The 25,237-nt window shown below is 49.2% G+C and carries 17 protein-coding genes; 8 read left to right on the plus strand and 9 right to left on the minus strand.

Features of this window, described 5'->3' with window-relative positions:
• From GA520_RS13710 to GA520_RS13730, 5 genes are all read left to right on the plus strand, one after another.
• Positions 1-1,266: an inorganic phosphate transporter gene (locus GA520_RS13710; RefSeq protein WP_163338348.1), complete on the plus strand. Its 1,266-nt coding sequence runs from the start codon at positions 1-3 to the stop codon at positions 1,264-1,266.
• A 188-nt stretch (positions 1,267-1,454) separates the two neighbouring features.
• Entirely contained in the window at positions 1,455-3,566 is a 2,112-nt protein-coding gene (gene pta, locus GA520_RS13715) for a phosphate acetyltransferase (RefSeq protein WP_163338347.1), read from the plus strand.
• Between the two features lie 323 nt (positions 3,567-3,889).
• A complete protein-coding gene (locus GA520_RS13720) occupies positions 3,890-4,066 on the plus strand; it encodes an HD-GYP domain-containing protein (protein WP_163338346.1) in 177 nt (58 codons plus the stop codon).
• A gap of 239 nt (positions 4,067-4,305) precedes the next feature.
• Positions 4,306-6,165, plus strand: coding sequence for a thiamine pyrophosphate-dependent enzyme (locus tag GA520_RS13725; RefSeq protein WP_163338345.1), 1,860 nt, complete (start codon positions 4,306-4,308; stop codon positions 6,163-6,165).
• A gap of 21 nt (positions 6,166-6,186) precedes the next feature.
• Positions 6,187-6,753 (plus strand): 2-oxoacid:acceptor oxidoreductase family protein, encoded by a 567-nt coding sequence (locus GA520_RS13730; protein ID WP_163338344.1) that lies wholly within the window; start codon positions 6,187-6,189, stop codon positions 6,751-6,753.
• Positions 6,754-6,769: 16 nt separating this feature from the next.
• On the opposite strand, the gene GA520_RS13735 is transcribed toward GA520_RS13730, so the two are convergent.
• On the minus strand, positions 6,770-8,572 hold the full coding sequence (locus tag GA520_RS13735) for a penicillin-binding protein 1A (RefSeq protein ID WP_304511335.1): 1,803 nt from the start codon (positions 8,570-8,572) through the stop codon (positions 6,770-6,772).
• A 251-nt stretch (positions 8,573-8,823) separates the two neighbouring features.
• Here GA520_RS13735 and mutL point away from each other — a divergent pair, with 251 nt between their 5' ends.
• From mutL to trmFO, 3 genes are read left to right on the plus strand one after another with little or no spacing between them, the layout of a single operon-like run.
• Positions 8,824-10,758: a DNA mismatch repair endonuclease MutL gene (mutL, locus tag GA520_RS13740; RefSeq protein WP_163338342.1), complete on the plus strand. Its 1,935-nt coding sequence runs from the start codon at positions 8,824-8,826 to the stop codon at positions 10,756-10,758.
• The gene (locus GA520_RS13745; protein ID WP_163338341.1) at positions 10,740-11,288 is read left to right on the plus strand and encodes a 3D domain-containing protein; all 549 of its coding nucleotides are present in this window, start codon (positions 10,740-10,742) and stop codon (positions 11,286-11,288) included. The genes mutL and GA520_RS13745 overlap by 19 nt, the downstream gene beginning before the upstream one ends.
• Positions 11,289-11,332: 44 nt before the next feature.
• On the plus strand, positions 11,333-12,643 hold the full coding sequence (gene trmFO, locus GA520_RS13750; protein WP_163338340.1) for a methylenetetrahydrofolate--tRNA-(uracil(54)-C(5))-methyltransferase (FADH(2)-oxidizing) TrmFO: 1,311 nt from the start codon (positions 11,333-11,335) through the stop codon (positions 12,641-12,643).
• Between the two features lie 54 nt (positions 12,644-12,697).
• On the opposite strand, the gene GA520_RS13755 is transcribed toward trmFO, so the two are convergent.
• The 8 genes from GA520_RS13755 to GA520_RS13790 all read right to left on the minus strand — a co-directional run bounded on the left by GA520_RS13755 (position 12,698) and on the right by GA520_RS13790 (position 25,191).
• Positions 12,698-13,534: an HDOD domain-containing protein gene (locus GA520_RS13755; RefSeq protein WP_163338339.1), complete on the minus strand. Its 837-nt coding sequence runs from the start codon at positions 13,532-13,534 to the stop codon at positions 12,698-12,700.
• Positions 13,534-15,411, minus strand: coding sequence for a GspE/PulE family protein (locus tag GA520_RS13760; protein WP_163338338.1), 1,878 nt, complete (start codon positions 15,409-15,411; stop codon positions 13,534-13,536). The genes GA520_RS13755 and GA520_RS13760 overlap by 1 nt, the downstream gene beginning before the upstream one ends.
• Before the next feature lie 117 nt (positions 15,412-15,528).
• Positions 15,529-17,310, minus strand: a complete 1,782-nt coding sequence (locus tag GA520_RS13765) for a DnaB-like helicase C-terminal domain-containing protein (protein ID WP_163338337.1) — start codon at positions 17,308-17,310, stop codon at positions 15,529-15,531.
• Between the two features lie 93 nt (positions 17,311-17,403).
• Positions 17,404-20,754 (minus strand): cyclic nucleotide-binding domain-containing protein, encoded by a 3,351-nt coding sequence (locus tag GA520_RS13770; RefSeq protein ID WP_163338336.1) that lies wholly within the window; start codon positions 20,752-20,754, stop codon positions 17,404-17,406.
• A 408-nt stretch (positions 20,755-21,162) separates the two neighbouring features.
• Positions 21,163-21,795, minus strand: coding sequence for a nucleoside triphosphate pyrophosphatase (locus tag GA520_RS13775; RefSeq protein ID WP_163338464.1), 633 nt, complete (start codon positions 21,793-21,795; stop codon positions 21,163-21,165).
• Entirely contained in the window at positions 21,779-22,531 is a 753-nt protein-coding gene (gene fabL / locus GA520_RS13780; RefSeq protein WP_163338463.1) for an enoyl-[acyl-carrier-protein] reductase FabL, read from the minus strand. Before fabL ends, GA520_RS13775 begins: the two co-directional genes overlap by 17 nt.
• Positions 22,532-22,634: 103 nt before the next feature.
• Positions 22,635-23,576, minus strand: a complete 942-nt coding sequence (locus tag GA520_RS13785) for a DUF362 domain-containing protein (protein ID WP_163338335.1) — start codon at positions 23,574-23,576, stop codon at positions 22,635-22,637.
• Between the two features lie 433 nt (positions 23,577-24,009).
• Entirely contained in the window at positions 24,010-25,191 is a 1,182-nt protein-coding gene (locus GA520_RS13790) for a 3-phosphoglycerate dehydrogenase family protein (protein WP_163338334.1), read from the minus strand.
• Positions 25,192-25,237 lie beyond the last annotated feature (46 nt).

The following is a 25,237-nucleotide window of genomic DNA, read 5'->3' on the forward strand; positions in this document are numbered from 1 at the left end:
ATGGAAATTATTGCAGCCTATGGGACCATCTTGATCGTCCTGGCGGTGATCTTCGGATTGTACATGACCTGGGGAATCGGTGCCAATGACCTCGCCAACGCCATGGGTACCTCCGTTGGCGCCGGTGCAGTCACCGTCCGACAAGCAATCTGTATCGCTATTATCTTTGAATTCCTTGGAGCTGTCCTTGCGGGTGGCCACGTAACAAAAACTATCCGTAAAGGTATTATCGACCCATCCGGAATAGCCAACAATCCCGAAATCTTAGTATACGGTATGCTGGCTGCCTTGCTGGCAGCTGCTTTCTGGCTGATGATCGCTTCCACCAGGGGCTGGCCGGTTTCGACAACCCACTCTATTATTGGGGCGCTCATTGGTTTTGCCATTGTTGGTATAGGACCGGAAGCAGTAAAATGGGGTAAGGTCGGTTCTGTTGTTGCCAGTTGGGTTATTTCCCCGGCAATCGGAGGCACCATCGCATTTCTGTTGGTTATATCGACCAGAAAACTCATATTCGATACGGATCAACCGCTCAGAAACGCAAAGAGATATGCCCCCCTTTACATCTTTCTTGTCGGTTTCATTATCTCCCTCGTCACCCTGTTCAAGGGACTGAAACATCTCAACGTAAATCTCAACTCTGCCCAAAGCATCGGAGTCGCCGCAGGTATCGGCTTCCTCACTGCAGGTCTCGGCTGGTACTTCATTAGAAATATTAAGGAAGAAGTCAAAACCAGCCAGGGATCGGATTTTGCGAGTGTTGAAAAGGTCTTTACCCCCATGATGCTTTTTACCGCCTGCTCTATGGCCTTTGCCCACGGCTCAAATGACGTTGCGAACGGCATTGGTCCTCTGGCTGCAGTTGTTTCCATCGTCAGTTCCGGCGGTGAGGTTATGCAGAAATCCGATTTGCCGATCTGGATATTACTCCTTGGCGGTGGTGGTATCGTTCTTGGCCTGGTAACACTCGGCTATCGCGTTATGCTCACAGTCGGGAAGAAAATTACAGAACTTACACCATCCCGCGGATTTTGTGCCGAACTTGCTGCAGCGACCACGGTCGTTCTCGCCTCCCGAACCGGATTACCGGTTTCCACGACCCATATCCTGGTTGGCTCGGTGCTTGGCGTTGGTTTGGCCCGTGGGGTAGGTGCTCTTGACCTTCGAGTGGTGCTCAACATTATCATCTCCTGGCTGGTAACACTGCCCGCCGGAGCCATTATGGCCATGTTGTTCTTCTTTACCCTCAAAGGAATTTTCGGTTAAAAAACGATCTATCACTCCCCCGGTCCAACTGACAGGTTCACCGGGGGAGTCTGCTCCTTTCTGTTGCCCCTCTTCTGCAACACCTCACAACACCAATTATTGATTGATATCCCATTGTAAAGGGGATAAGAGATAGATTCGACGATCATTTTCAACCCTCATCAATTCTTTTCACCTATCGAACTGCCATGTCCAAGAACCTCTATATCTCGGCCCTGGAACCCAAAAGCGGTCTCTCTCTCATTACTCTTGGAGTCATGGACTTCCTGGTCAGGAACCTCGGCAAGGTTGCATTCTTCCGTCCGGTAGTTAACACCGAAAGGTACAAAGACGGTGCCGATGAGATCATTAACCTCATCGCCAGCCGCTATGAGCTGAAAACAAATTATGACAAGATGTACGCCTTCACTATCCAGGAGGCGCGTAATCTGCTCGGTGACAAAAAGCACGACAAGCTGTTGGAAGGAGTACTCGATAAATACAACGATCTCGAACATGAGTATGATTTCGTACTTTGTCTCGGTACCGATTTCGAAAGTGATTCCTCGGGACTCGAATTCGACCTCAATGTGGAAATCGCCAACAACCTTGGCTGCCCTGTATTGATGGTCGCCAATGCGCACAGCGGTTCTCCCCAGGATGTGGTGAAATCCTGCAGGTATGGTATCGAGGCCTTCAAGGATAAAGGCTCGGAAGTACTTGCCGTCATCTTGAACAGGACCCCGGAAGAGCAGCAACAGGAGATAATCACCTCGCTAAAAATTGGATTACAGGACAGCGTCGACCTGATCTATTCAATACCCTATGAGGAAGCACTTGACCGACCGACAATGGCTGAAATTGCCGCAACCTTTGATGCCCAGGTCATATATGGTGAGAACCAACTAAACAGACCGGTCTCACGCTTTGTCATTGCTGCCATGAACCTCAGGAACTTCCTGCCGAGATTAACCGATGACAGTCTTATCATCACCCCGGTGGACCGACTTGATATTGTACTTGGCACCCTGGCCGCGTTCCGGTCCTCTAATATGCCTAATATTGCCGGTATTATCCTGACAGGTTATATGGAGCCCGATAAGCTCATGCGTACCCTGCTGCATGGCTTAAACAACCTGGTGCCGATCATCATGGTACAAGACGACACCTTCACCACCGCCATGAAGGTCAAGGCAATACACAACTGCATCAGACCCGAAGACCGTCTCAAAATTGCAACAGGACTGAACCTTTTCGAAAACTGGATTGACACCACGGAGTTACGTAACAGGATAATTGGCTACTCAGTCCTTTTTACCACTCCGAAGATGTTTGAGTTCAGTCTCATCAAAAGAGCACGGGCAGACAAGCAGACCATCGTCTTACCCGAAGGTGAGGAAGACAGGATATTAAAAGCTGCTGAAATCCTGATCCACCGTGATGCAGTGGAAATCACTCTGCTGGGGCGGGAGGATGTCATCCGGGAGAAGATCCTGACACTTGGGCTCAACCTCACCAGCGTTACCATCATCAACCCAACCGAATCAGCCTACTTCGAAGACTATGTGGACACCTACTTCTCACTTCGTAAACATAAGGGAATAACCCCCGACAATGCCAGGGATGTGATGTCCGGTGTCACCCATTTTGGCACCATGATGGTGTACAAGGGTCATGCGGATGGCATGGTTTCAGGGTCGGTTCACTCAACCCTGAACACAGTCCGCCCTTCCCTGGAATTTGTCAAAACCAAACCCGGCAGCACTATCATGTCGTCCATTTTCCTGATGTGCCTGGAAGACCGTGTCCTCGCTTATGGTGACTGTGCGGTTAATCCCCGTCCGAATGCGGAACAACTGGCAGAGATTGCTATCGAGTCGGCAAAAACCGCCGAACTGTTCGGTATCAAGCCTTTGGTTGCCATGCTTTCGTACTCTTCCGGAACGTCCGGGAAAGGGGAGGAAGTTGACAAGGTCAAGAAAGCAACGGAGATAGCCAGGAAACTGGCTCCCAACTTACCCATTGAGGGACCGATTCAATATGATGCCGCAGTCGATATAACCGTCGCCCGAACGAAAATGCCGGACAGTCTGGTAGCCGGCAAGGCGACGGTTTTTATTTTTCCCGACCTCAACACCGGCAACAACACCTACAAGGCGGTTCAGCGATCCGCCGGGGCGGTAGCCATCGGTCCCATCATGCAGGGATTGAACAAGCCGGTAAACGACCTTAGTCGTGGGTGCAATGTGGCAGATATCGTCAATACCGTCGCGATTACCGCCATACAGGCCCAGGCAGAAAAGCAAAGGCAAAACAGATGAACAGGAATGGACGGGAAGAGCATAAATAATGTTTCCCCAGTAGAGAGACATCCTTGAAATAATTGTTTTGCGAGTGATACAATTCCTGGGAATGCACCTATTGATCCAATGGGTATAGTAATTCTGAATGCTTCCGATATTTCCAAAGTCAGCCCACTCCATGATATCGGCATAGTAGGTATTGCCGACGGAATACTGAATATACCAGGCAAGCTGACGCAGGAAGAGTTTAATACCACGAAATCCCATTGTAAATCGGGGGAGATCTCATCAGCGGTATCCTGAGAAGATCTTCATCAAGAAGCCTGCGCCTGGTATTTGTAATGACCATGCACCATCACGAGAAATGGGTTGGTTCTGGGTATCTTTTAGGACTCTCCGGTGAAGATATTCCTGTTGCCGCGAGAATAATGGCACTTGCTGATGTCTACGATGCCCTGACAACAAAACGTATCTATAAGGAAGCTTCAACAGGGTTCAGGCTCGGCAGACCATCGTAGAAGGATCAGGTCTTCATTTTGATCCGATCCTTATAAACGCTTTCAGATTAGAGTGCATTCAAACTCCGTCTTGTCCCTGTGGGGCTTACTTCGCCATATCGAAGCGGAATATAACTGCTGTTACTCCTCTGTCGAAACGAAGTTCTTTTGACTACCACTGCTGCTCCGTGATACCATGGTATTCTATCGAAAATGGATAATCATTCAGGCAGGATCAAAGTTTTTTCAGGAGGCCCCCCATGAAGAAAATGGGCGACATGCTGCTTCGTAATAAAGAGTTCTCAGAGATTGTCATGGGCAACACGGCACTGGTTCGGGCAATGGTGGAAGCCGGTACCCAGGTAATTACCTCTTACCCCGGCTCCCCAACCCCCGAGATAGCCACGGCGATCAAGTCTGTTCCAAAAGAAATCCGTCCGTTTTACTTCGAATTCTCCACTAACGAAAAAGTGGCCACTGAAGTTGCTTTCGGGGCAGCGATTAATGGCTATCTTTCCACGGTATTTTTCAAGAGCGTCGGCCTTAATGTCGCAGCCGATTCTTTTGTACAGTTAAGTCTGCTCAACATCATAGGCGGGATGGTGATTGTTCTGGGTGATGATCCGGGCGCCAACTCATCCCAGAATGAGCAGGATAACCGACACTACGGCTACCTCAGCTATACACCGATCTTCGAACCTGCAGATCCATCAGAGGTGTATCGATATTATCTGGAGGCTGCCAGGCTATCAAAGGAGATGGGCAAGGCTATCATCCTCCGCCTCACCACCCATGTGTGTCATGCCAAGGAAAAAGTCCGGTTTCATTCATTTCAGCCTGACGGCAAGGTCAACGTATCCCTTTTCGATGTACAAAACGGACCCTATATCCCTCTTGTCTCGGCCATATATCCCATGAAGGAAAAAGCTCTCAGACAACTCGATGAGCTTGAGGAACGGGTCGCAAAAGCAGGCCTGCATCGGCTGACGGGCCAAGGGAATAAAAAAGGTATCATCACTTCCGGACTGGTCTACCTGTCACTACGTGAGGTACTAGGAAACATTAATAACCAACCGGATATCCTTAAACTCGCCATGGTCTACCCCGTACCCCGGCAAACCATACTCGACTTTCTCAGGAGCCACGTGGAGGTATTCGTTCTGGAGGAACTTGACGACACCCTTGAGAGAAGTATCAAGGCCCTAGCCTATGACCACAACCTGGACATCAAAATTTACGGTAAAGCCAACTATTCTGACTGGGTCGGAGAGTACACTCCGGACAAGATTCGCCAAATCCTGCATAGCACCTGGCCCAACCTGGTAGACGCAAAAATCCTACAGGCCACTAGTACTGAGATTCCGGCAAGACCACCGCAGATGTGTCCGGGTTGCGGCCACAGAAGCGCCTTCCACGCCATTGCCGCAGCGTTGAAAGATAATGATATCTCCGTCGCCGATATTGGCTGCCACACCCTGGGATACAATACCCCCTATAACATAGGCCAGGTTCTCCTCTGTATGGGAGCCTCCACCGCGATTGGCTCCGGATTATCTCTGTTGAACACGGAGCGCAGGGTCATCGCCTTCCTGGGGGACTCAACCTTTTTTCATGCAGGATTACCCGGAATCGTTAACGCCATTTTCAATAATCATAACCTCACCCTGGTGATTATGGAAAACGGTACCACCGCCATGACCGGTCATCAGGATCACCCGGCTTCAGGAAAAAATTTCAATGAAATAACCGAAAAAGTCCCCATTCGTACAATGCTCGAAGGCATGGGGGTGAAAACAATACTGGAAACGGACACCTACAAACAAAAGGAACTGACAAAGTTTATTGCTCAGGCCATGGCAGAAGAGGGGTTCAATGTTGTCATCGCCAGACACCCCTGCATGCTTCTTTTTGCCAGAAACCAAAAAAAGGCAAAAGGTAAAATTACCCATCAAGTATCGATAGACCCAGACACATGTCAAAACATCAGGACCTGTATAGAAACATTTGGTTGTCCTAGTTTCGTGAGGAACATGGATGGCTCTATTTCGGTTAACAATGAGCTGTGCATCGGAGACGGTTCCTGCATCCAGACCTGCAGTGCCCAGGCGATAAAACGATAAAGCAACTCCCGGGAAACGACCATGAAACAATTGAATATATACATATGCGGGGTGGGTGGCCAGGGTATAGGCTTGCTGTCTGAAATCCTGTTGCGGGGAGCCGACTACGCAGGTGTAGAGGCAAAAGCCGTTGACACCCATGGGCTTGCACAACGTGGCGGAATCGTCATCTCCCATCTTCGCCTGGGCAAGAACATTTTCTCACCCATGATCCCGGAGCGGGAAGCTGACCTGGTTATTGCCCTTGAAAGGCATGAAGCCCTGCGGGGGATGGATTACGCTTTAAAGGATGGTGGAACACTCATTTATTATAATACTGTACTGCAACCACTCGGGGTAAGGTTAGGCCAGGAGAATGAGCTCACCAAAGTGCAGCTCCAAAATGCCTGCAAGGCAAGAGGTATTAGCTGCATCATGGTTGAACACCCTGATCTTGCCGATCCACGCATGCAGAACATTGCCGTACTCAGCCGTCTCAACCTGGAAAGACTCATCCCAGAGATCAGCCAGGAGCACCTTCTTAGAGCCTTGGAAGACCTGGTAGAGGGTAAGGTGCTTGAAAAAAACAGGGCTCTCCTCATTGCATAATATCTATGCTGAGGAATCAGCGTGCATGCTCCATAAAATCGGTCCAGATGGGTACGGCGGTGCGGCCTCCGTTTTCTTTGGCACCTAGTTGCTGATTGCGGTCGTGTCCAACCCATACACCGGTGAGGTATTTGCGGTTAAAACCAATAAACCATGCATCCCTGTTATCATCGGAGGTCCCTGTTTTCCCACCAGTACCTGCCCCAAGCACTTGTGCCCGATGCCCAGTCCCCTCCGAAACAACCTTTTCGAGCATCCTGCGCATCTGCTGCGCCTTTTCTGCAGGTACAACCTGGCTCCTTTTTGTCTGCGGTTTGATACTGGTTCCGTTATATTCGACCCGACTGATAAGTGATGATTGAACAAACTGCCCACTGTTGACAAAAGGGGTGTACGATCCCGTCATTTCAAGCAATGATACATCCACCGCACCAAGAGCGAGTGAGAGATCGGGTGGCATTTTTGAGGTGATTCCTGCCGACTGAGCCAACCTGTGAACATCCTTTACACCCACCTTTTTCATCAACCGCACAGAGGCAACGTTATACGACTTCACCAATGCCGTCTGCAGGGTGGTATCACCATGGTACAGGCCGGAATAGTTCTTGGGCTGCCAGGCACCTTTATTGCCGCCGGATATTGTTATGGGAGCATCACTGATAGTCGAGCCGGGCTGCCAACCTTCCATGAGGGCAGCAGTATAAACAAATGGTTTAAACGTTGACCCAACAGGACGTTTAGCCTGAGTAGCCCGATTGAAGGGACTTGCAGTAAAACTGACGCCCCCAACCAATGCTCTGACATTTCCATTCTTTTTCTCCATACAAACCAGGGCACCCTGTGGGGCATTTCCAGTTGCCCCATTGCGCGCACGGACAGCCCGCACACCTTTGGCAACCGACTCCACTGCATGAGCCTGTAAACCTTGATCAAGATGTGTATATATCCGTGCTCCGGCTGTTTGCAGCGGAACTCCGAGGAGCTCCACCGCCTGTTTCTTGACCACATCCAGGTAGTATCCATTGATCGGGTCAGAAGAGGCTTTCGACTCACGCACCCTCGGCTCCACATGATAGGCCTTCCTGGCCGCCCCCGCGTCGATATACCCGTCTGCTGCCATTCTGTTTAAGACATACCGTTGCCTGGCAACAGCCCGATCAAGGTGTTTTATGGGTGAATACCTGCTGGGTGCCTGGGGCAACCCGGCAAGTATTGCCACCTCTCCAAGGTTAAGCTGTGAGGCGTGCTTACCGAAGTATACCTGACTTGCCGCCTCAACGCCGTGTGCTCCCGCACCAAGATAAATCTGGTTGAGATAAATAAAGAGTATCTCATCCTTGGTCAGCATGGTGTCGATCCGCCAGGCGAGGATGGCTTCCTTGAATTTTCGAATATAGGTTTTCTCTGGGGTAAGTAATAATGAACGCGCCACCTGCTGGGTAATGGTTGAACCGCCCTGCCCGCGACGTCCCTCCCGGGCATTATTTATGGCCGCCCTTAATACCGAGATAAAATCGAGCCCTGGATGGTCGTAAAACCGACCGTCTTCTGCGGCTACAAAGGCCTTTGGCAGAAGCGGATTCATCTCTGACAGGGTGACAACGGTCCGGTTCTCGGTAAAAATCCTTTCCACTACCCTGCCATTTCTGTCATAAATTACCGACGCCTGTTGAGGCTGATAATTTGCGACAGTTCTGAGGTCCGGAATGTGTAATGATTTTAAGGAAAACAGCATCCCACCCAAGAAGACAGATAAAAACAGGCATATTGCAAACAAAAAGCCGATAATGTGCTTCTCATTTTTCGGTTTTTTCCGCACGGTACGTTTTCTGGGTGGTGATTCGCGTTGAGCGGGCTTCTTTTGAGCTGACACGTGACGAGTAAAAGTGATATATAATCCGGGTTCATCCGGAAATGATTCTTTATAAGATGCCTTGTATAGTCAAGGACACTGTTTTACTGTTATCATACAAAAATTTATGCTCTGCAGAACAACAATGACTGCTGGATGAAGACAGACGCTCAATGTACCATTTCATAATGAACCCGCAACTCTAATCCTTTTATTCCATGCCTAAAATACGTATCCTGCCTGAACAACTCGCCAACCAGATAGCCGCCGGTGAAGTTGTTGAACGACCTGCATCAGTGGTAAAAGAATTACTAGAAAACTGTCTCGATGCCGGTGCAGACCGGATTGAGGTGGAAATTGAGGGTGGCGGTACCCGACTTATCCGTATTATTGATAATGGCGAAGGAATGGACGAAGACGATGTTTTACTGAGCCTTGAACGGCACGGGACATCCAAGATCCAGGAGGGCTCCGATCTGGCCGCAATTACAAGCCTTGGTTTTCGTGGTGAGGCCATCCCGTCAATCGGCTCGGTCTCTAAAATGGTGATAACCTCACGAACCGGCCAGAACGAGCTCGGTACACGGGCAGAGATCAATTACGGTAAACTAACCAAGGTACATGAGGCAGGGTGCAGCACCGGAACCATTATCGAGATCAAGAACCTGTTTGGCAACACCCCTGCCAGAAAGAAATTCCTGCGTACCGTACGAACAGAGTTGAATCATATCGACGAGGTCGTAAGAAACTATGCTCTAGCCGAGCCCGCTGTCACCTTCTCCCTGACAGTCAACGGCAAACGTACACTCTACCTTGACGCTTCCCAGTCACTGGAACAACGATTGGCACTGTTGCTCAATTTTGACAAACCGTTTCTTAAGGTGGGCTCAGTGGACTGCGGCATGGACAAGTATGCATTTGGGTTTCTGATACCACCAGAACAACTTCGTAACGGCCCTGCGCGCATGCGTTTTTTTGTAAACGGCAGGGCAGTAAAAGACAGGATGATGAGTCATGGAGTAGCAGAAGGACTACGGGGCTTCCTGATGAAAGGGAAGAATCCTGCGGGCCTTCTGCATCTTATCCTGCCGCCTCAAGAGGTGGATGTGAACGTTCATCCGGCAAAACACGAAGTTCGCTTTCGCAACAGCAGAGATGTACACTTTCTCATCACCAGAACGGTAAACGAAGCGATGCGGGCTGAACAAAAGCGGCTTCGACAAGCCATCTTTGGCGACAATGACAGGGTCATGAGAATTCCTGTTGACCAGAAAGGCCCGACAGAAAATCCTTTTGAGGTAAAGGATGAACCTTTTTCCGTCCGGCAACAACCGGAACAGCCCCACCTAACACCCCCAGTCCAGACTACCATCACAACAAAGGATACTGCTGCTGAGCACTCCCCAATACTACGCAAACATCCAGCCGGGGAAGAACAACCGCTGTCAACTTCAACGGCTACACTGATTACCGCCGAGCCACTGCCTGAAAACCTGGCTGAACCAAAAAAAGTTGCACAACCGGACATCCGCCCGTCCCAACCTGCTCCCCTCCCCCTATCCCAGGTGAGGAGGGGGCACGGCCTACAGGTGATCGGTCAACTTGACGATCTTTATATTTTTTGCCAATCTGCAAGCGGAATGGTCGTTATTGACCAACATGCTGTCCACGAACGGCTACTCTACGAGAAGCTGCAAGCGCAGTTCAGCAACCGATCTGTGGCAAGCCAGCAACTGCTGTTCCCGGAAACGGTGGAACTCACCCTCTTCCAGAAGCAACTCGTTGAGAAACACGCAGAAGAGTTGAAACATATGGGCTTTTCACTCCGGGAGTTTGGCGGCAACAGTTTTATTATTTCGGCAGTTCCTGCTATAACCTCCCGCTCCAACCCTTCGGAACTCCTCATGGATGTACTTGAGCAATTTGGCAGTGAATCGACCAATCGCGATAACGGCGATATTATCGATACGATCCTCTCCTCCATGGCATGCCGTGCGGCGGTCAAGGCAGGGACCTCGCTCTCTACCCGCGAGATTGAAGCACTGCTTGACAAGATGGCTGAGGCCGACCTCTTTTCCCACTGCCCGCATGGTCGCCCTGTCATCAAGCAATTCAGCATGAATGAGATTAAGAAATGGTTTCACAGAACATGAATCGATCCCGGTCCCCTCTTCTCCTGATCCTTGTGATCTCTCTTCTGGCCGGAGGCTGTGCCAAGCAACCGGTAAAGCGGATGATGGAGACTACTGCCTATTGCGGCTGCTCCTCCTGCTGTAGCTGGGAACGAGGCAGCTGGACATACCTTAAGCTCGATTTTTGGAACCGTTACGTCAGTGCCGGGTCGGATCGTGGTCGCTATTACGACGGCAAGACTTCAGCCGGAACCTACCCGGATGAACCACAACCTGGATTACTCTCGACAGATTCACTGTACCATCCATGGATGATCCCCTTTCGTATCCTGCCCTGGTACATCCTTCCTGATGACGGAACTATTGCCGCCGACACCAAGTATTACCCCTTCGGAACCCGCATGTATGTACCCGGCTACGGTTGGGGAGTTGTGGAAGATCGCGGCGGTGCAATAAAGGGCAAAAACCGGATTGATCTCTACTTCGATTCCCACTCAGATGCTTTGCAATGGGGGCGCCGCAAGGTACCTGTAACCATAGAATACCCATAACCTGATATCTCATTCAGGTGAAACAGAAAGATAAGGATAATAAGATGACAATAACCATAATCGGAGGAGGCCTGGCTGGCTGCGAAGCAGCATGGCAGGCTCTTAGGAAGGGTTGTAAGGTTGTGCTTTACGACATGAAACCTGTATCCTTCAGTCCGGCCCACAACTCCGAGAATCTGGCCGAACTTGTCTGCTCCAATTCGTTTCGTTCTGATGATGCGGAGTCAGCTGTTGGGCTCCTTAAAGAGGAGATGCGCAGGTGTGATTCGTTGATCATGAACGTTGCGGAAAAATGCAAGGTACCTGCCGGCAAAGCGTTGGCTGTTGACCGGGAATTATTCGCTCGCGAGATTACCTCAATCTTGCATGATCATCCTGATATCGAGATAGTAAGGGAGGAAATATCAACAATTCCGGAGCCCGGAAAAGACCCGATTATCCTGGCAACAGGACCGCTCACATCTGAAAAACTAACAGACTCCCTTATTAAACTGACCGGCCGGGAGAGGCTTGCCTTCTACGATGCCATCGCTCCTATCGTCGATGTTGAATCACTGAACATGGATGTGGTCTATTCTAAGTCCCGCTATGACGATGGCCCGGGTGATTACCTCAATTGCCCGTTCGATAAAGAAAAATACCTCGCTTTTATTAATGAACTGGAAAAAGCCGAATATGTGCCACTCAAGGATTTTGAAAAGCCGAAATATTTCGAAGGTTGCCTGCCGATTGAAGTTATAAACTCACGGGGTGAGGACACCCTCCGGTTCGGGCCGATGAAACCAGTCGGCCTGCCCGACCCGAGAACCGGTAAGGATCCTTACGCAGTTGTTCAGTTGCGCCAGGAAAACAAGGAGAAGCTGACATATAACATGGTCGGGTTCCAAACCAAACTCACCTACAAGGAACAACAGAGAATATTCCGCATGATCCCCGGCATGGAAAATGCGGTTTTTGTCCGTTATGGGTCCATCCATCGCAATACCTTTATCTGCTCGCCGGAACTGCTCCTGCCAACCCTTGAATTCAGGAAAAGAAACGACCTGATCCTGGCCGGTCAGCTCTCCGGTGTAGAGGGTTATGTGGAATCAGCGGCAATGGGTTTACTTGCCGGCATAAACAGTGTCCGGAAAATTAACGGTTTGCCAGCCACGGTCCCGCCAGCCGAAACAGCATTGGGGGCCCTTGTTCGACATCTCACAGAAAGCGATCCCGCACGCTTCCAACCTTCCAATGTCAATTTTGGCCTCTTCCCGCCCTGGGAAAAGAAAGTACCCAAACGCCTTCGCGGCCAAAAGAGAAAAGAGGCCGGGCTTGCCGCGTTACAGATATGGATGGAACAAGCGGGCTTGTAAGCTCCCGAATAGTTATTTTAATAACCTCACAAAACCAAAGAAGATACTCGCCATCTACTGGACGAGTATCTTCGTATCCTCAAGCATGATTTCAAGCTCCGCCAGGTCTATTTCACTTAAATTGAGGTAATTAGCCTCAGTGGTTGCCGCCAGGTTGATATCGGAAATAGTATGGAGGCCTATTGAAAGTTTATTGCAAGCCAGATCGGCCAAACGGATAAGCAACATAAGGGATTTTTTAGGATCAATATCAGGCATATGGTGGTCCCGGACTACTTCACAATACTCATCCGGCATATTCCACCGTTTCATGAGGCTATAACCTTCCCCGGTATGCATGGAGTTTAATACCTCCATTAACAGGGGCCAGGTCATCTTGCCCGAAGTTCGAAGTTTCACCTGTTCAATGGCGGTAAGAAGAAACAATTTGCCAATATCATGCAGGAGACCGGCAAAAAAAGCCTGACCTGCCAGCTCAGGATAGTTGCAGCGTCGAGCCAGCCAGTTTGCAGCCAGGCCACAACCGGCAGAATGTTGCCACAATTTTACCGTTAAACGGTTTATCTCCTTATCGCTGCTTCGATACTGATTGCGGGATGCAGCCAACAGCACAATCCGTCCCACTTCCTGCATCCCGAGCCGGACTATTGCAGCCTTCACCGTCTTAATCTCAGATAATCCCTTATAATAGGCAGAGTTTGCTATTCGCAGCACCTCACCGGCAAGGGCCTGGTCCCGAACGATCATCTGTTCAACCAACCCCATATTCGGTTCATCCTTTACCAATTCCTGCTGTACCCGCAGGGCATTGGGATGAAAGGCCGGAAGCTGGATCTTGCCCTGCTCGACAAATCGTTCTATTTCGTCAACAAACGAACCTGCTGTATTCATTATTCAATCTCACCACATAATCGCCTTATCACCGCAAGAGGTCTCGGTGGGCTGAGCTTAGGCAGACATCTCAGGACCTCATCCACGGTGGTCAAACCTGCCGCTGCCTTTACCAGACCATCTTCAAGTAATGTTATCAAGCCGGCATGTTCAATCCCGATAGCCCGGATTTCATAACTTGTTTTATGCTCCAATATAGCGTCTCGTACAAGAGGATCAAGCACCAACAACTCAAAAACACCCAACCTCCCCTTATACCCGGTCTGGCGGCAATCAGTACAGCCACGTCCTTTGACGAAATTCCCGCCCACAAGATCGTTCAAACCACTGCCCAGACGCTGCAACTGGGAAGGGGTAAGTTGTACCGGTGTCGCACAGGATGGACAAACCTTTCTGAGCAGTCTCTGGGCAAGCACACTCACAACGGTTGACGAGACCAGAAAGGGGGCAATGTCCATATTGAGTAAACGAATCAACCCGCCAATACTATCCTCAGTATGAAAGGTTGAGATAACCTTATGCCCGGTGAGGGCAGCCTGCATTGCCATATCTGCCGAAAATTTATCACGTATCTCACCGATCATGATAACATCCGGATCCTGCCGTACAATGTGCCGGAGTGTCTCCTCAAAAGTCCTGTTTATCGTTGTATCGATGGAACACTGGGCGACCCCCTCCATCACATATTCTACCGGATCTTCGGCAGTGATAATAGATATCTGGGGATTCTTTATATGCTGCAGACAGGAATAGACCGTTGATGTCTTTCCAGACCCCGTGGGACCGGTCACCAGCAGAACACCCGTCGGCTGATAGACGGCCTCCTCCAGGAAACGACTCAGCATTCTCGGTGCCATTCCGATATAGTTGATATCAAGCAATTCTTCCTTTTGCCTTAGAAGCCGCATCACGATCTTCTCACCATGGATTGTCACGTAAAAAGAGACTCTGATATCAATCTGCCCATCCTTATATTCAAACAGGATTCTACCGCCCTGATGCCTCCTTTTCTCTGCAATATCCGCATCGCACATGATCTTCAGCCGAGAACTGATCTGCAGCATCATGTCACCGGGATAATCCCCCTGGTGACTGAGCACCCCATCAATCCTGAAACGGACCTGGATCTTTTCTCCCATCGGCTCTATATGAATATCACTGGCATCCTCCTGGATCGCGGCCATAATTGTGGAATTGACAATACCGACCACAGTCTTGCTATCCACATCCATCGCTTCAGACTTTCCGGCATTCTCAAGAATACGGATGGTCTCCGATAACGCCTTCTGGTCAGCGACAGCCGGAGTTATCTTCTCCCCAAACAACCTCCTGGCAGCGAGAAGCGCCTCACTGTCAGTCGGATCATTAAAGGCAATGAGCAGCACTCTCTCGCTGTTCCGTATCGGCAGGAATTGGTGCTTGACAATCGTCTTAAACGGTATCCGTCGAACCAGGTCACGATCAACCATGGCTATGGTTGGTTGGATCAGCGGATAACCAAGTTGAATCGACAGGATACGATCGATTTGACGACCATCAATGAAATTGTATTTGACCAGAATTTCGCCAATTTTCAGTTCGTTTTCTGACTCCTGCTGGATATTGAAGGCGGCGGTTAGATCATCGGCGGTAAGGTATCCCAACTCCACCAGTAGGTCACCCAGCCTTATTGAGTGCTTGGTTTCACGAATAATCTCACGAACCTTATCATCGTTGACCAGCCCGAGATCTTTGAGGATGTTGAGGAGGGGTTGCGGTGAAGTCAACTTATCACGGATGCGCTCCGCATAGTTGATATCCTTTTCCTTGACCACACCAGAAGCCATTAGGATCGCAACAAGTTCACCGTATTTACTTTTTATACTTGCGTTTTTCATTGTCAGGCCAGAATCTCAACTTGATATCTTCAACGTCGGTCCCATAAGAAACAGGGAAACGCCGGAGGGGTCATCCTTTGTCAGGGTGAAATAATTAAATTCTGCAGGTGATACCGCTCAGGCCATAGGACGCTCAATAAATCCCCAGTATGGATAATCAAGCTTATACTCTGCAACTGGCCCTGGACTGTGCTCACGGGAGGCCACAACCCAAAGGGTCATGGTGCGCTCCTCTTCTTCCTGATCAGCTGTTGACAGGGGTTCAAAAAGCACCATTGCATTATCAGCACTGTACTCAATATCACCTGAACCCTTAAATATGCCGAGATGCGGTTCCTCGGTATACGCCTTCTGGTCACCTCTGGACAACTCCGAAATAACCAGAAAAGAGACCTGCATCTCATCCCGTATCGATTCCAGTTGACGCAGCCACGCATCGATACCGGTCCTGCGCTCTGCCAGGTCCTTGAATGGCAGCTTATGGAGGCTGTCAATCACAACAGTGGTATAATTGCTACGGTTTTCATGACGGATAAAGTCAATGTGCCTGCGCATTAGTTCAGGCGTCACCTGGCGATCATTAAGCACCCTGAAATTCTGCAACATCCTCTTCAATCGCTGACGACCGTTGTCGAGCGATTTCAACTGTTCTTCAGGCAAATCATTGCGCGCCATATCACTGACACTGACCCTGCTGAGTCGGCTGAGGATACGTTGATACACCTGCTGACGCCCGTTCTCAAAGTCGTAATAGAGAACAGGTATCCCCTTTTCAGCCATTTGTGATGCTACCTGGATAGCAAAGGCTGACTTGCCGACTTTCGGTGCACCACCTATAACATTTATACCATGAACACCTTCAAGAGCAGTATCAAGCCTTTCGAAACCGCTCAGCAGAGAGGTATAGGCAGAATCGCTACGACCTGTCAGCCGCTGAATAAACCTGCTATATTCACGTTCTGGAGAAGAAAACGGGGAAAAGGCGTTGGAGGTGCGTATCATCGTACTCACTGCCTGCCCGACCTTTTTCTTTTTGTCTCTTGCCAGGTCTACCAGACTGTATCCACGTGGTGTACCGGCAGGCCACCGCAGAAGCCGGACCTTGTAACCGATTCGCGCCGCTAATTCACGTGCTGCCGCATCCGACTCTACACTGTTTTTGGTGACCAGGAATACGGTAGAGATGTTCTCAAACCTTGCTGCAGCAAGGGTTTCAAAATTATGGTAGAAAGGAACTGCCACCCCTGGATAGCCCAAATGCTTCAGGACCAGGAGGTTCTCCTCGCCCTCACACAAAAACATGGCACCATCCGTGCAACGTTCAAAGTCCTGAACGTTGAAGACATGAAACGGATCTCGGGAAAACCTCTCGTCACCATGCCAGAAATAATCATCAACCTTTTCCGGATGCACGCAACGTATCGAATAGCAATTACCGTCGGCCTGGGTGTAAGGGTAGGTAATGTACCGGCCGTTAAACCCTATCTGCATTTCCTGAAGATCTCGTGGGGTGATTTCTCTCTCTGAAAAAAAATCGAGCAGGTGATCGGCGAGCCGATCATGATAACTGAGGACCTCTGAGTTTATGTTTGCTACAGGATAATCCGGAAGCTGGGATGATAGGTCCCGATCCGGGTTATACCCTGGCACGGTAGTCTGATCACATTCCGCCAGGGACGCAAACCAATAGGGGAAACCGCCCGGAACACATTTTGAGAGACAACGAAAGTAGCCGTGAAAAAAAGACTCACGGTTTAACAGGATGGCAAGTTTACCTGCTTTGTTGCGCCCGTTTTCTTTACAGAATGGGCAAACACCAACATAGAATCCGTTTTCCTGCCATTCCCCATCCACGTTATCGAGGTAGAATGCGGTAACCGCATCATCAGGCCGATCCATTAAAGTCTCCTTCCCATCATCTGCATCACATTCACAGCGGCCCGGACAAGCGGTGTTACAAATCTTTCCTGAAACGTCGTGACGCCAAAAATACTATAACATCTTCACAATTTTTTCGAGATAGCCGGGGTCCAGCGGTTTCCTGAATTTCACATGGATTGAATACTCTAACGCCGCACCTCCCTGTGGTCTTATCGCCACAATCGTTCCGTCCTGTACTACAGTGCGAGAAGCTGAATCGACTGTCTTCAAGGTCAGTTTCACGGTACGACCAAGAAGCAAACGACTATTGTCCTTTTGGGAAACACCCATGAGAAAAGAGAGACCACCTGTGGCGATATCCAGCATCTTTCCCTGTAAGGTAACTCCTGCACTCTGCTTTGATTCACCGAGCAGTGTGGCCACAAGCCCTCCCGACACAGGGACACGTGTATCATCCCTCCGGTCACTCTCTTCCTTTATAAATATGTCCTGTGTAAGAGGTTCGCTCTCACAAAAATCCTGAAGCTTTCTTTCAATCCCCGGATACTCCTCACGAAGTTTATCCAGGCGATTATGAGTAAAAACTGCAAGTTCTACAGGACCAAGTGCGGTTGCGGAATGCGTCCATACCGAGGTCCCAAAAAATGTCTCGGCGCCAAACACACTCCCGCTTCCCACTGTTTTGATAAGGGTCTCACCCGATTTATCGGGATAAAACAATTTCACCTTCCCGGAGTTGATAAAATAGAGAAGATTCTGCATCTCGCCTTTCTTGACGATAGACGCTTCACTATCAAACCGCTGGACCATCAGGTTATGATACAGTGCGCTGAACTCCTCACTGGACAAGGTGTCAAACAAGTCAGCCCATAGTTTCAGATGACCACTATCGACAGAGGACATTTTAGCCTCTTCAATCATGTCGGCAGCCTTTATTACTTCCGCAAGCGCTGTTGAATCAGAGGCAAGCAGCCATTCCCTGAGCTGTTCTGCCTGGGTGAATCTCCTCAGCCGCAGGACTTTGGTAAGTAATTCAAGAAAAAGCACCTTCGCCTGATTTATGTTACCTTTATCAAAAAGTTCCTGGATTTTTCTCTCTTCAGCCAGCCCCGTGATGCTTCCTCGTCCCTGCTGTGCAGAACTGGTAGAGCCTACCCTGCTCAGTGCGTTTTTACGTAATTTGCTGGCCCGGGCCTGTCGAACTCTCTCATCCTGTTGGTTTTCGGCCAATTGATTTAACCCATCCGCGACACTCTTCCAGACTCTATCTCCGATTTTCTTCCCCTGCCTGGTGTTACGAAGTGAATCGAATTTTCGTAATTCCTTCTCCGCATCCGGCACCCGGCAATGCCCCAGCGCACGACACACTTCGGCCAGCAGGCTATCCCTGAAGTCATCGGAATAGTACATATGGTCCTGAAGCACCTGTCCCAAGCCATGCACCACCTGAACATCACCAAAATTGACAAGAGCCCTGACAATCTCCAGCTTGATAGTCTCACCGGCATCATTCAGGGCTCTTAAAAGCACCTGTTTTCGTTTCTTGCCGCTGATCTTGTAAAGACAGATAAATGCCTCACGTTGTACACGCAGGTCTTCGGTCTGCAGGAATGGATGAACCACCTCAATGTGAGATTCATTGCCATTGTCACCAAGAAGCTTAAGTAAATTTCTTTTCCCGTACCACGGCATGGGTTCAGACAGTTTTTCGACAATAATCGGTGCCAGGGCTTTCTCTCCCCTGGTAAGCAAGTCGATTATCTTCATCCTGTCCTGGCTGTGCTCTGCACGTATCAGAGACTCAACCAGGAACCTGCAAACGACAGGCCCCTGCAGGGTAATCCTGCGGCTCATCGCTTCCTCATTGGGATTTGCAAGTGTCATTTCCAGAAGTTTTTTTACGACCTGACGATCAACACCACCATCCTGGGCCGAGGCAACCTGTGCTCTGAGCTCAGCGGGTGCATCGATGGCACCCGAACGCAACCTGAACAGGGTGGCAAGAATAGCGTCACCCTTGTCAAAGATGTCTTTCCGATAAAAATGGTTCATGAGCGACTGCAGGACAAAACAGCACTTTTCACTGTTCTTATCGATCTTTTTGCTTTCCCGCAGCCAACCAATGAGTGGCAAGGTAAGATCTTCAACCATTGCAGGATTGTCCTGAACAAGAATCTCACCAATTTTAACCAGGCTGGTGATCATACGTTCCTGGTCATCCCCACTGCTCTGCTTCACCTCTTTAAGCAAGACCCCCAACAGGGCCATAACCTCTTTCTCCCTGCCGTCCCCTTTCAACCTCTCTACGATAATGGGGAGATGAAGACAAAATTCATCGCTTTTAAGGACCTCACGGTTACCCTTCATAAGGGTTTTTACTGATGACTGCACCCTCTGAGCACGTCGTGACTGTTCACCTGCTTTCAGAATGGTATTCGCCTTCTCCTGGCCGAGAAACTGCTTCCCTTTCCCAGTTGACATCAAATGGGAAAGAGCAGCTGAAATAAACACCAACTGTGGTGATTCACTGGTCTGGGTCTCACGCAACTTTTCGCTTTTACTCCGTAAAACCCCAACTACCCTTTCAAAAACTTCAAACGACGCCTGATTAATCACTTTAGAGGAGACACTCTCCCCAAACCGATCCTGGAAGCGGTGAGCGAAAAAAAGTACCGTACCCGTATTGCTCAATCTCTTCAGGAGATTGGCCGCGGTCTGTTCGGCCATAGCCTCCCGGTTCTCATCGGGGATGAATCGACTTGAGTTACTCAACAGGTCAGCAAGAGCAGGCACCGCACCAAAGATCCCTTTTTTCAGGATATCTTCAATAACAGCACACACTGCGCCTGCCAACATTGAACTGCCTTTCTCGACAGAAAACATGAGTTGTCCGACACGGGAGATTACATCTGAATCACTGCCTATCCCCAACAACACATTAAGATATTCAGCTGGGATTCTTGCATGCTCCTTGCCCTGCTGGGCAAGAGCGGGTCGTTCTCCACCCGAACCTGCGACCCCAACCTGTTCAACATCATCCGGAAAATATTTACCTAATCCAAGACGAGCAATAAAACGTGCTCCTCCCCCTTCTTCTTTTATGCGGTCGACTTTGGCTGCAAAAAGGTCGAGAATTTTCCTGAACGTCGTGCGGTCTATACCGGAACCGATGGCAAGACAATTCTGACCAAGCAACTCGAGTTGCCTGTACATGGTGAGATTGGCAAATGATTTCAAGGTCTCTTCAGGAATATTCATCCCTCCTATTTCCGGTCCCTCCCTACCAATTGCGAGAAAAAAAGTCCCGCGATTACGCAGAAATTGTTTCAACTGCTTATAACCGCGCTCAATAGCGTTGGTTATCTGCGGTGAATTGGCCGGATAAAGGCGAATGGAAACACTGGCGTTGTTTACCGCTTTCAGCGTATCAAACAACTCCTGCTGATGAGATGCCTCAATCATGTAACAGGCTCCTGACTATGGTTACTCCTGATCATTTTCATAAGCTGCAACTCTCACCGTCACATTTCCCTGACAGGCGTGTGTCTGCAACTACTATCTTACTGAAAATTGTTCCAAAATCCAAGATATGGTGAACTCCGGACAAAAAAACACTCCTTTCACAACCTGGATTGATGGGAAGCGCATGGATTATTCTTGTAATATAGGGCGTTCCGCCTTGCGGTGTGGCCTCATGCAACCACTTCCTGACACACTTGTATATTTATAAAAAACCTAAAAATATAAAAGGCTTCCCCAATGATTGTTACCCTCAAGAACCATAAATGTCAAGTTTTGTCGATGTTACCGGAAGAGATCTAAAGGAGAAGAGAAAAAGGAATTATGCAAGAATTACCAAACAACTGGACATCATGGCCCATCCGTATCGTTCACAGCGATTACACCGTGAGATGTAAGCAGGGAAACTGTTTCCATCAAAGGAAGACCGACTACATTCGAATACGAGCCGTTGATACGCTCCACCATAAAAGTACCCTTCCCTTGAATCCCGTAGCCGCCGGCCTTATCCAACGACTCGCCTGATGCCACATAGGCCCGTGCTACGGATTCGTCAAAAGGTGCAAAGACAACGGAGGTGGACACCGACAGAACCGCCTGCACCTGCTCCCGGTGACAGCCAATAGAGATACCGCTGCACACAACATGATCCCTGCCTGACAGATCCATAAGCATCTGTACAGCCTCTCTGGCACTTTCAGGCTTTCCCAGAATCCGATCTCCCAGGCAAACAGACGTATCAGCACCAATAATATAATGATCGGGATATATTCCCATGACCTTTTTTACCTTTTCAGCTGCCATACGCTCAACATAAGCAGCCGGAGACTCTCCGGGAGTCACGGACTCGTCTATCTCCGGACCGTAAACCGTGAAGACAAGTCCGAGTTGTTCAAGGAACTCCTTGCGCCTCGGTGAATTCGATCCCAGAACAAGCGGTTTGACCGCTGAATAGATCACTGCTCTTTCAACCGCGAATTGCATATCCGCCATCGACGGTAATGACCTGCCCCTGGATCATGGCTGAGAGATCCGAACAGAGAAAAAGTGAGATATCGGCGACATCATCCGGAGTGGTCAAACGCCCCAGCGGTGTCCGCTCAAGTGCAGTGCCCAGGATCTGGTCCCTGTTGGGAAAATGCTTGAGCGCATCGGTATCCACCGCACCTGCGCTAACGGTATTGATATTTATACCCTTGGGACCAAGTTCCACCGCCAGGTGGCGGACAAGAGACTCAAGCGCCGCTTTAGAAGCCCCTACAGTTGTATAATTTTCTATTGCCCGGATAGCCCCAAGACTTGATACTGCGATGACCCTTGAACCGGACTGCATCATGCGCACTCCTTGCTGGACCAGGGTAAGCAAGGCGCGAGCATTTATATCCATGGCCCAGTTCCAGTGCCTCTCGGTCAACTCCATTGCCGGTTTGAGGACGCCGGATGCGGCGTTGCTCACAAGATAATCAAGCTGGCCAAACTCATTCTCTATAACGGCGAACATAGCTTCAACATCATCCTGCTTCGCTACATTCGCCTTTACCACAAGACATTTTCTACCAAACTTTTCAACAAGGTCTGCGGTTTCTGCAGCATCCTTTTTATGACGGACATAATTCACAACAACATCTGCACCGTTTTCAGCAAGCCGAAGAGCGATGGCACGTCCAATCCCACGGGATCCACCGGTTATAAGAGCAACTTTACCGTTGAGGTTAAACATCACGAAATAAACTCCTTATCTTTATTGTCACTTTATTGATTTTTAAACTTTAGATTAGCTGGAAGGACTGAGGATTCACAATCCGGCGCCTATTCCAGCATATTTAAGAATGAAAGGCAAGCGATAATCGCCTCATCAATCCACTCAGAAGCCTCAATGGATTAAACCGAATCGGATTAAGAGTATCAGGAGGTATAAACCTTCCTTCACCAACCTCGTCCGGGTTTCGGGCCGGATATACAATGTTATCAAGAAAACAGCCAGGATGATTCATATCGCGGGCTGCACGCCATAAAGGACTATCATCAGATGCAAGTCCAAGCATACGAAGAACAGCTGTATCAAGTGCTATAGGACATTGCGATGCACCCACCACCTGTAACCGCAACGGGTCACCATCCAATGGCCCGCTCCGATGCATAACCTCCACAGCGTCCATAATGGTAATAGACGACGGAAACAGGTCAGGGATGCGAACCAGAATATCTGAGAACTCACTATGATCAGAGCCATGCCGCATATGCATCATCGCCTTCCTCATTCCAACCACTGTACCAAAATAATTTTTTACCGCACATGTCAGGTACACCTGATTGTGTGCCTTCAATCGTGGCAGGTTCACCAGAAAATCACATTCCATTGCCTCAGCTGCGATTTCCACTGATGCACCTGAAACGAGATCTCTGGTGATAACGGTTTTGAAGGAAACGATTTCGACATCCAGAGGTTTAAGTGTCTCGTGTATACCGTGCCTCTCAAGTACCGACCTGACTGAGCCAAATGCCGGAGAATCACCCAGTTTCACATGGCACCCGTGTTCGAGGAACCACCGGGCCACACCGGCAATAAATTCTCTTGAGGTGCAAGCAAGTGCCGGCCCTCGTGAACTGATGAGATTCGGTTTCAGCAGTACGGTGCACCCACGGTAATTGTAATTTCCAAGTATACCTTTTATCAGCAGGTCGATAGCAGGATCGAGCTGCTGACTGCTGTAATCACGGCAAGGATATAGATACACCGGTCTATTGTGATCATTTTCCAACATGACCGAGACAATAAGTCATATACAGTGTCGGGCAAGTTCAAATACACAACATGCAGAAGAAAGAAACAAGTTGGGGTTATTCAGGAACTATAAAAGATGAAAAGCCGATCATGCGGGGGCAAGATCGGCTTTTCAAGGAGAAAGGAGAGAAGAGATAAAAGCATAATTCTTATTGCACTTCACGTGCCAAAAGGCCTTTTATATACATGTTCGTATATTATCAACACGTTACACTAAACAAAAGAAAGCAGGAGGAGGATTCCAAGACCCTTTTTCATACAAATATTTGTACATACACTCACAGTTTCCGCTGAATCAGCAAATAGTAATGCAATAACATAACCTTATCTGTCATGTTTTTTATACTACGGCAAATAAGAACCAATATCACCTAGCCAAAAACACGGAACACCCAACACCTGCAAAGTTCAAATTATTTAAACACAATCTCTCTTGTTCTGATTACGTCGTTGTTCGCCTCAACCTCTGAAATGAGTTCTGCCGGAACCGGAGTCTCCACATCGATGATATTATATCCAACCTTCCCGTTCGACTGATTGCGATAGCCGGCGATATTGACACCATAGGTGCCAAACACATTGGACACAAAAGCGATCATCCCCGGAACATCACGGTTAATTACAATAAGCCGGGTATGTATATCGTCAGAAGGTGTGGACTCGATATTGGGGAAATTGACACTATGAACTACATTCCCGTATTCAAGATAGGCAGACAACTCCTTAACCGCCATCCGTGCACAGTTCTCTTCCGATTCAGAAGTCGAGGCCCCAAGGTGAGGAGTGGTCAAAACCTTTTCATTACCGATATTGGCTGAAGTGGGAAAATCAGTAAGGTAGGCTTCAAGGTGCCCATTATCGAGTGCCGCCAGCACCGCTTCTTCATCAACAATCTGCTCCCGTGAATAGTTGACCAGGACAGCACCGGGTTTGATCTTTTTTATGAATTCAGTGTTTACGATATTCCTGGTACGATCCGTAAGCGGCAAATGGAGACTGACCACATCAGCAGTGCCAACTGCATCTTTTAAAGAACTGCAGATTTTCACCTCTGGTAAAAGTTTATGAATATTCTCAACTGCAGGCGACGGATCATACCCCAGCACCACCATATTCCTGTGAATTCCGCCGTTCGCCAGCCGCATGCCTATCTGCCCCAGGCCAACCACCGCAAGACTCTTTCCGGCAATTTCCTCACCACGGAAGGCGGATTTCCGCTGTTCGACTACCCCACTGACCTCTTCAGGGTTCAGATCCTTAAGCGACTGGCAGAAGGTAATTCCCCTGTAGATATTACGCTTCCATACTCCAAGCATGGGAAAGACAAGGTCGACAACCGCATTGGCATTAGCACCGGGAGTATTAAAAACACAAACTCCCTCTTCAGTCGCCCTCTCGACATTAATATTATTCACTCCGGCCCCGGCCCGCGCAACAGCAAGCAGGGAGGGAAAAAGATCAACATCGACAGGTGAACTTCGAACAATTATCCCGTGAGGGTTCTGTTCATTTTCGGAGACCTCGAACCGATCGGTAAAAAGGGACAATCCCTCTTCAGCAATCGCATTCATCTTCTTTACACTATATGTCTTCATCCCGTTCTCTCATTCTCTTTAAAATTGTCTGACTGCCCCTTGCCGG

Origin of the sequence: Desulfopila sp. IMCC35008 (assembly GCF_010646885.2) — a bacterium.
Lineage (GTDB): Bacteria > Desulfobacterota > Desulfobulbia > Desulfobulbales > Desulfocapsaceae > Desulfopila.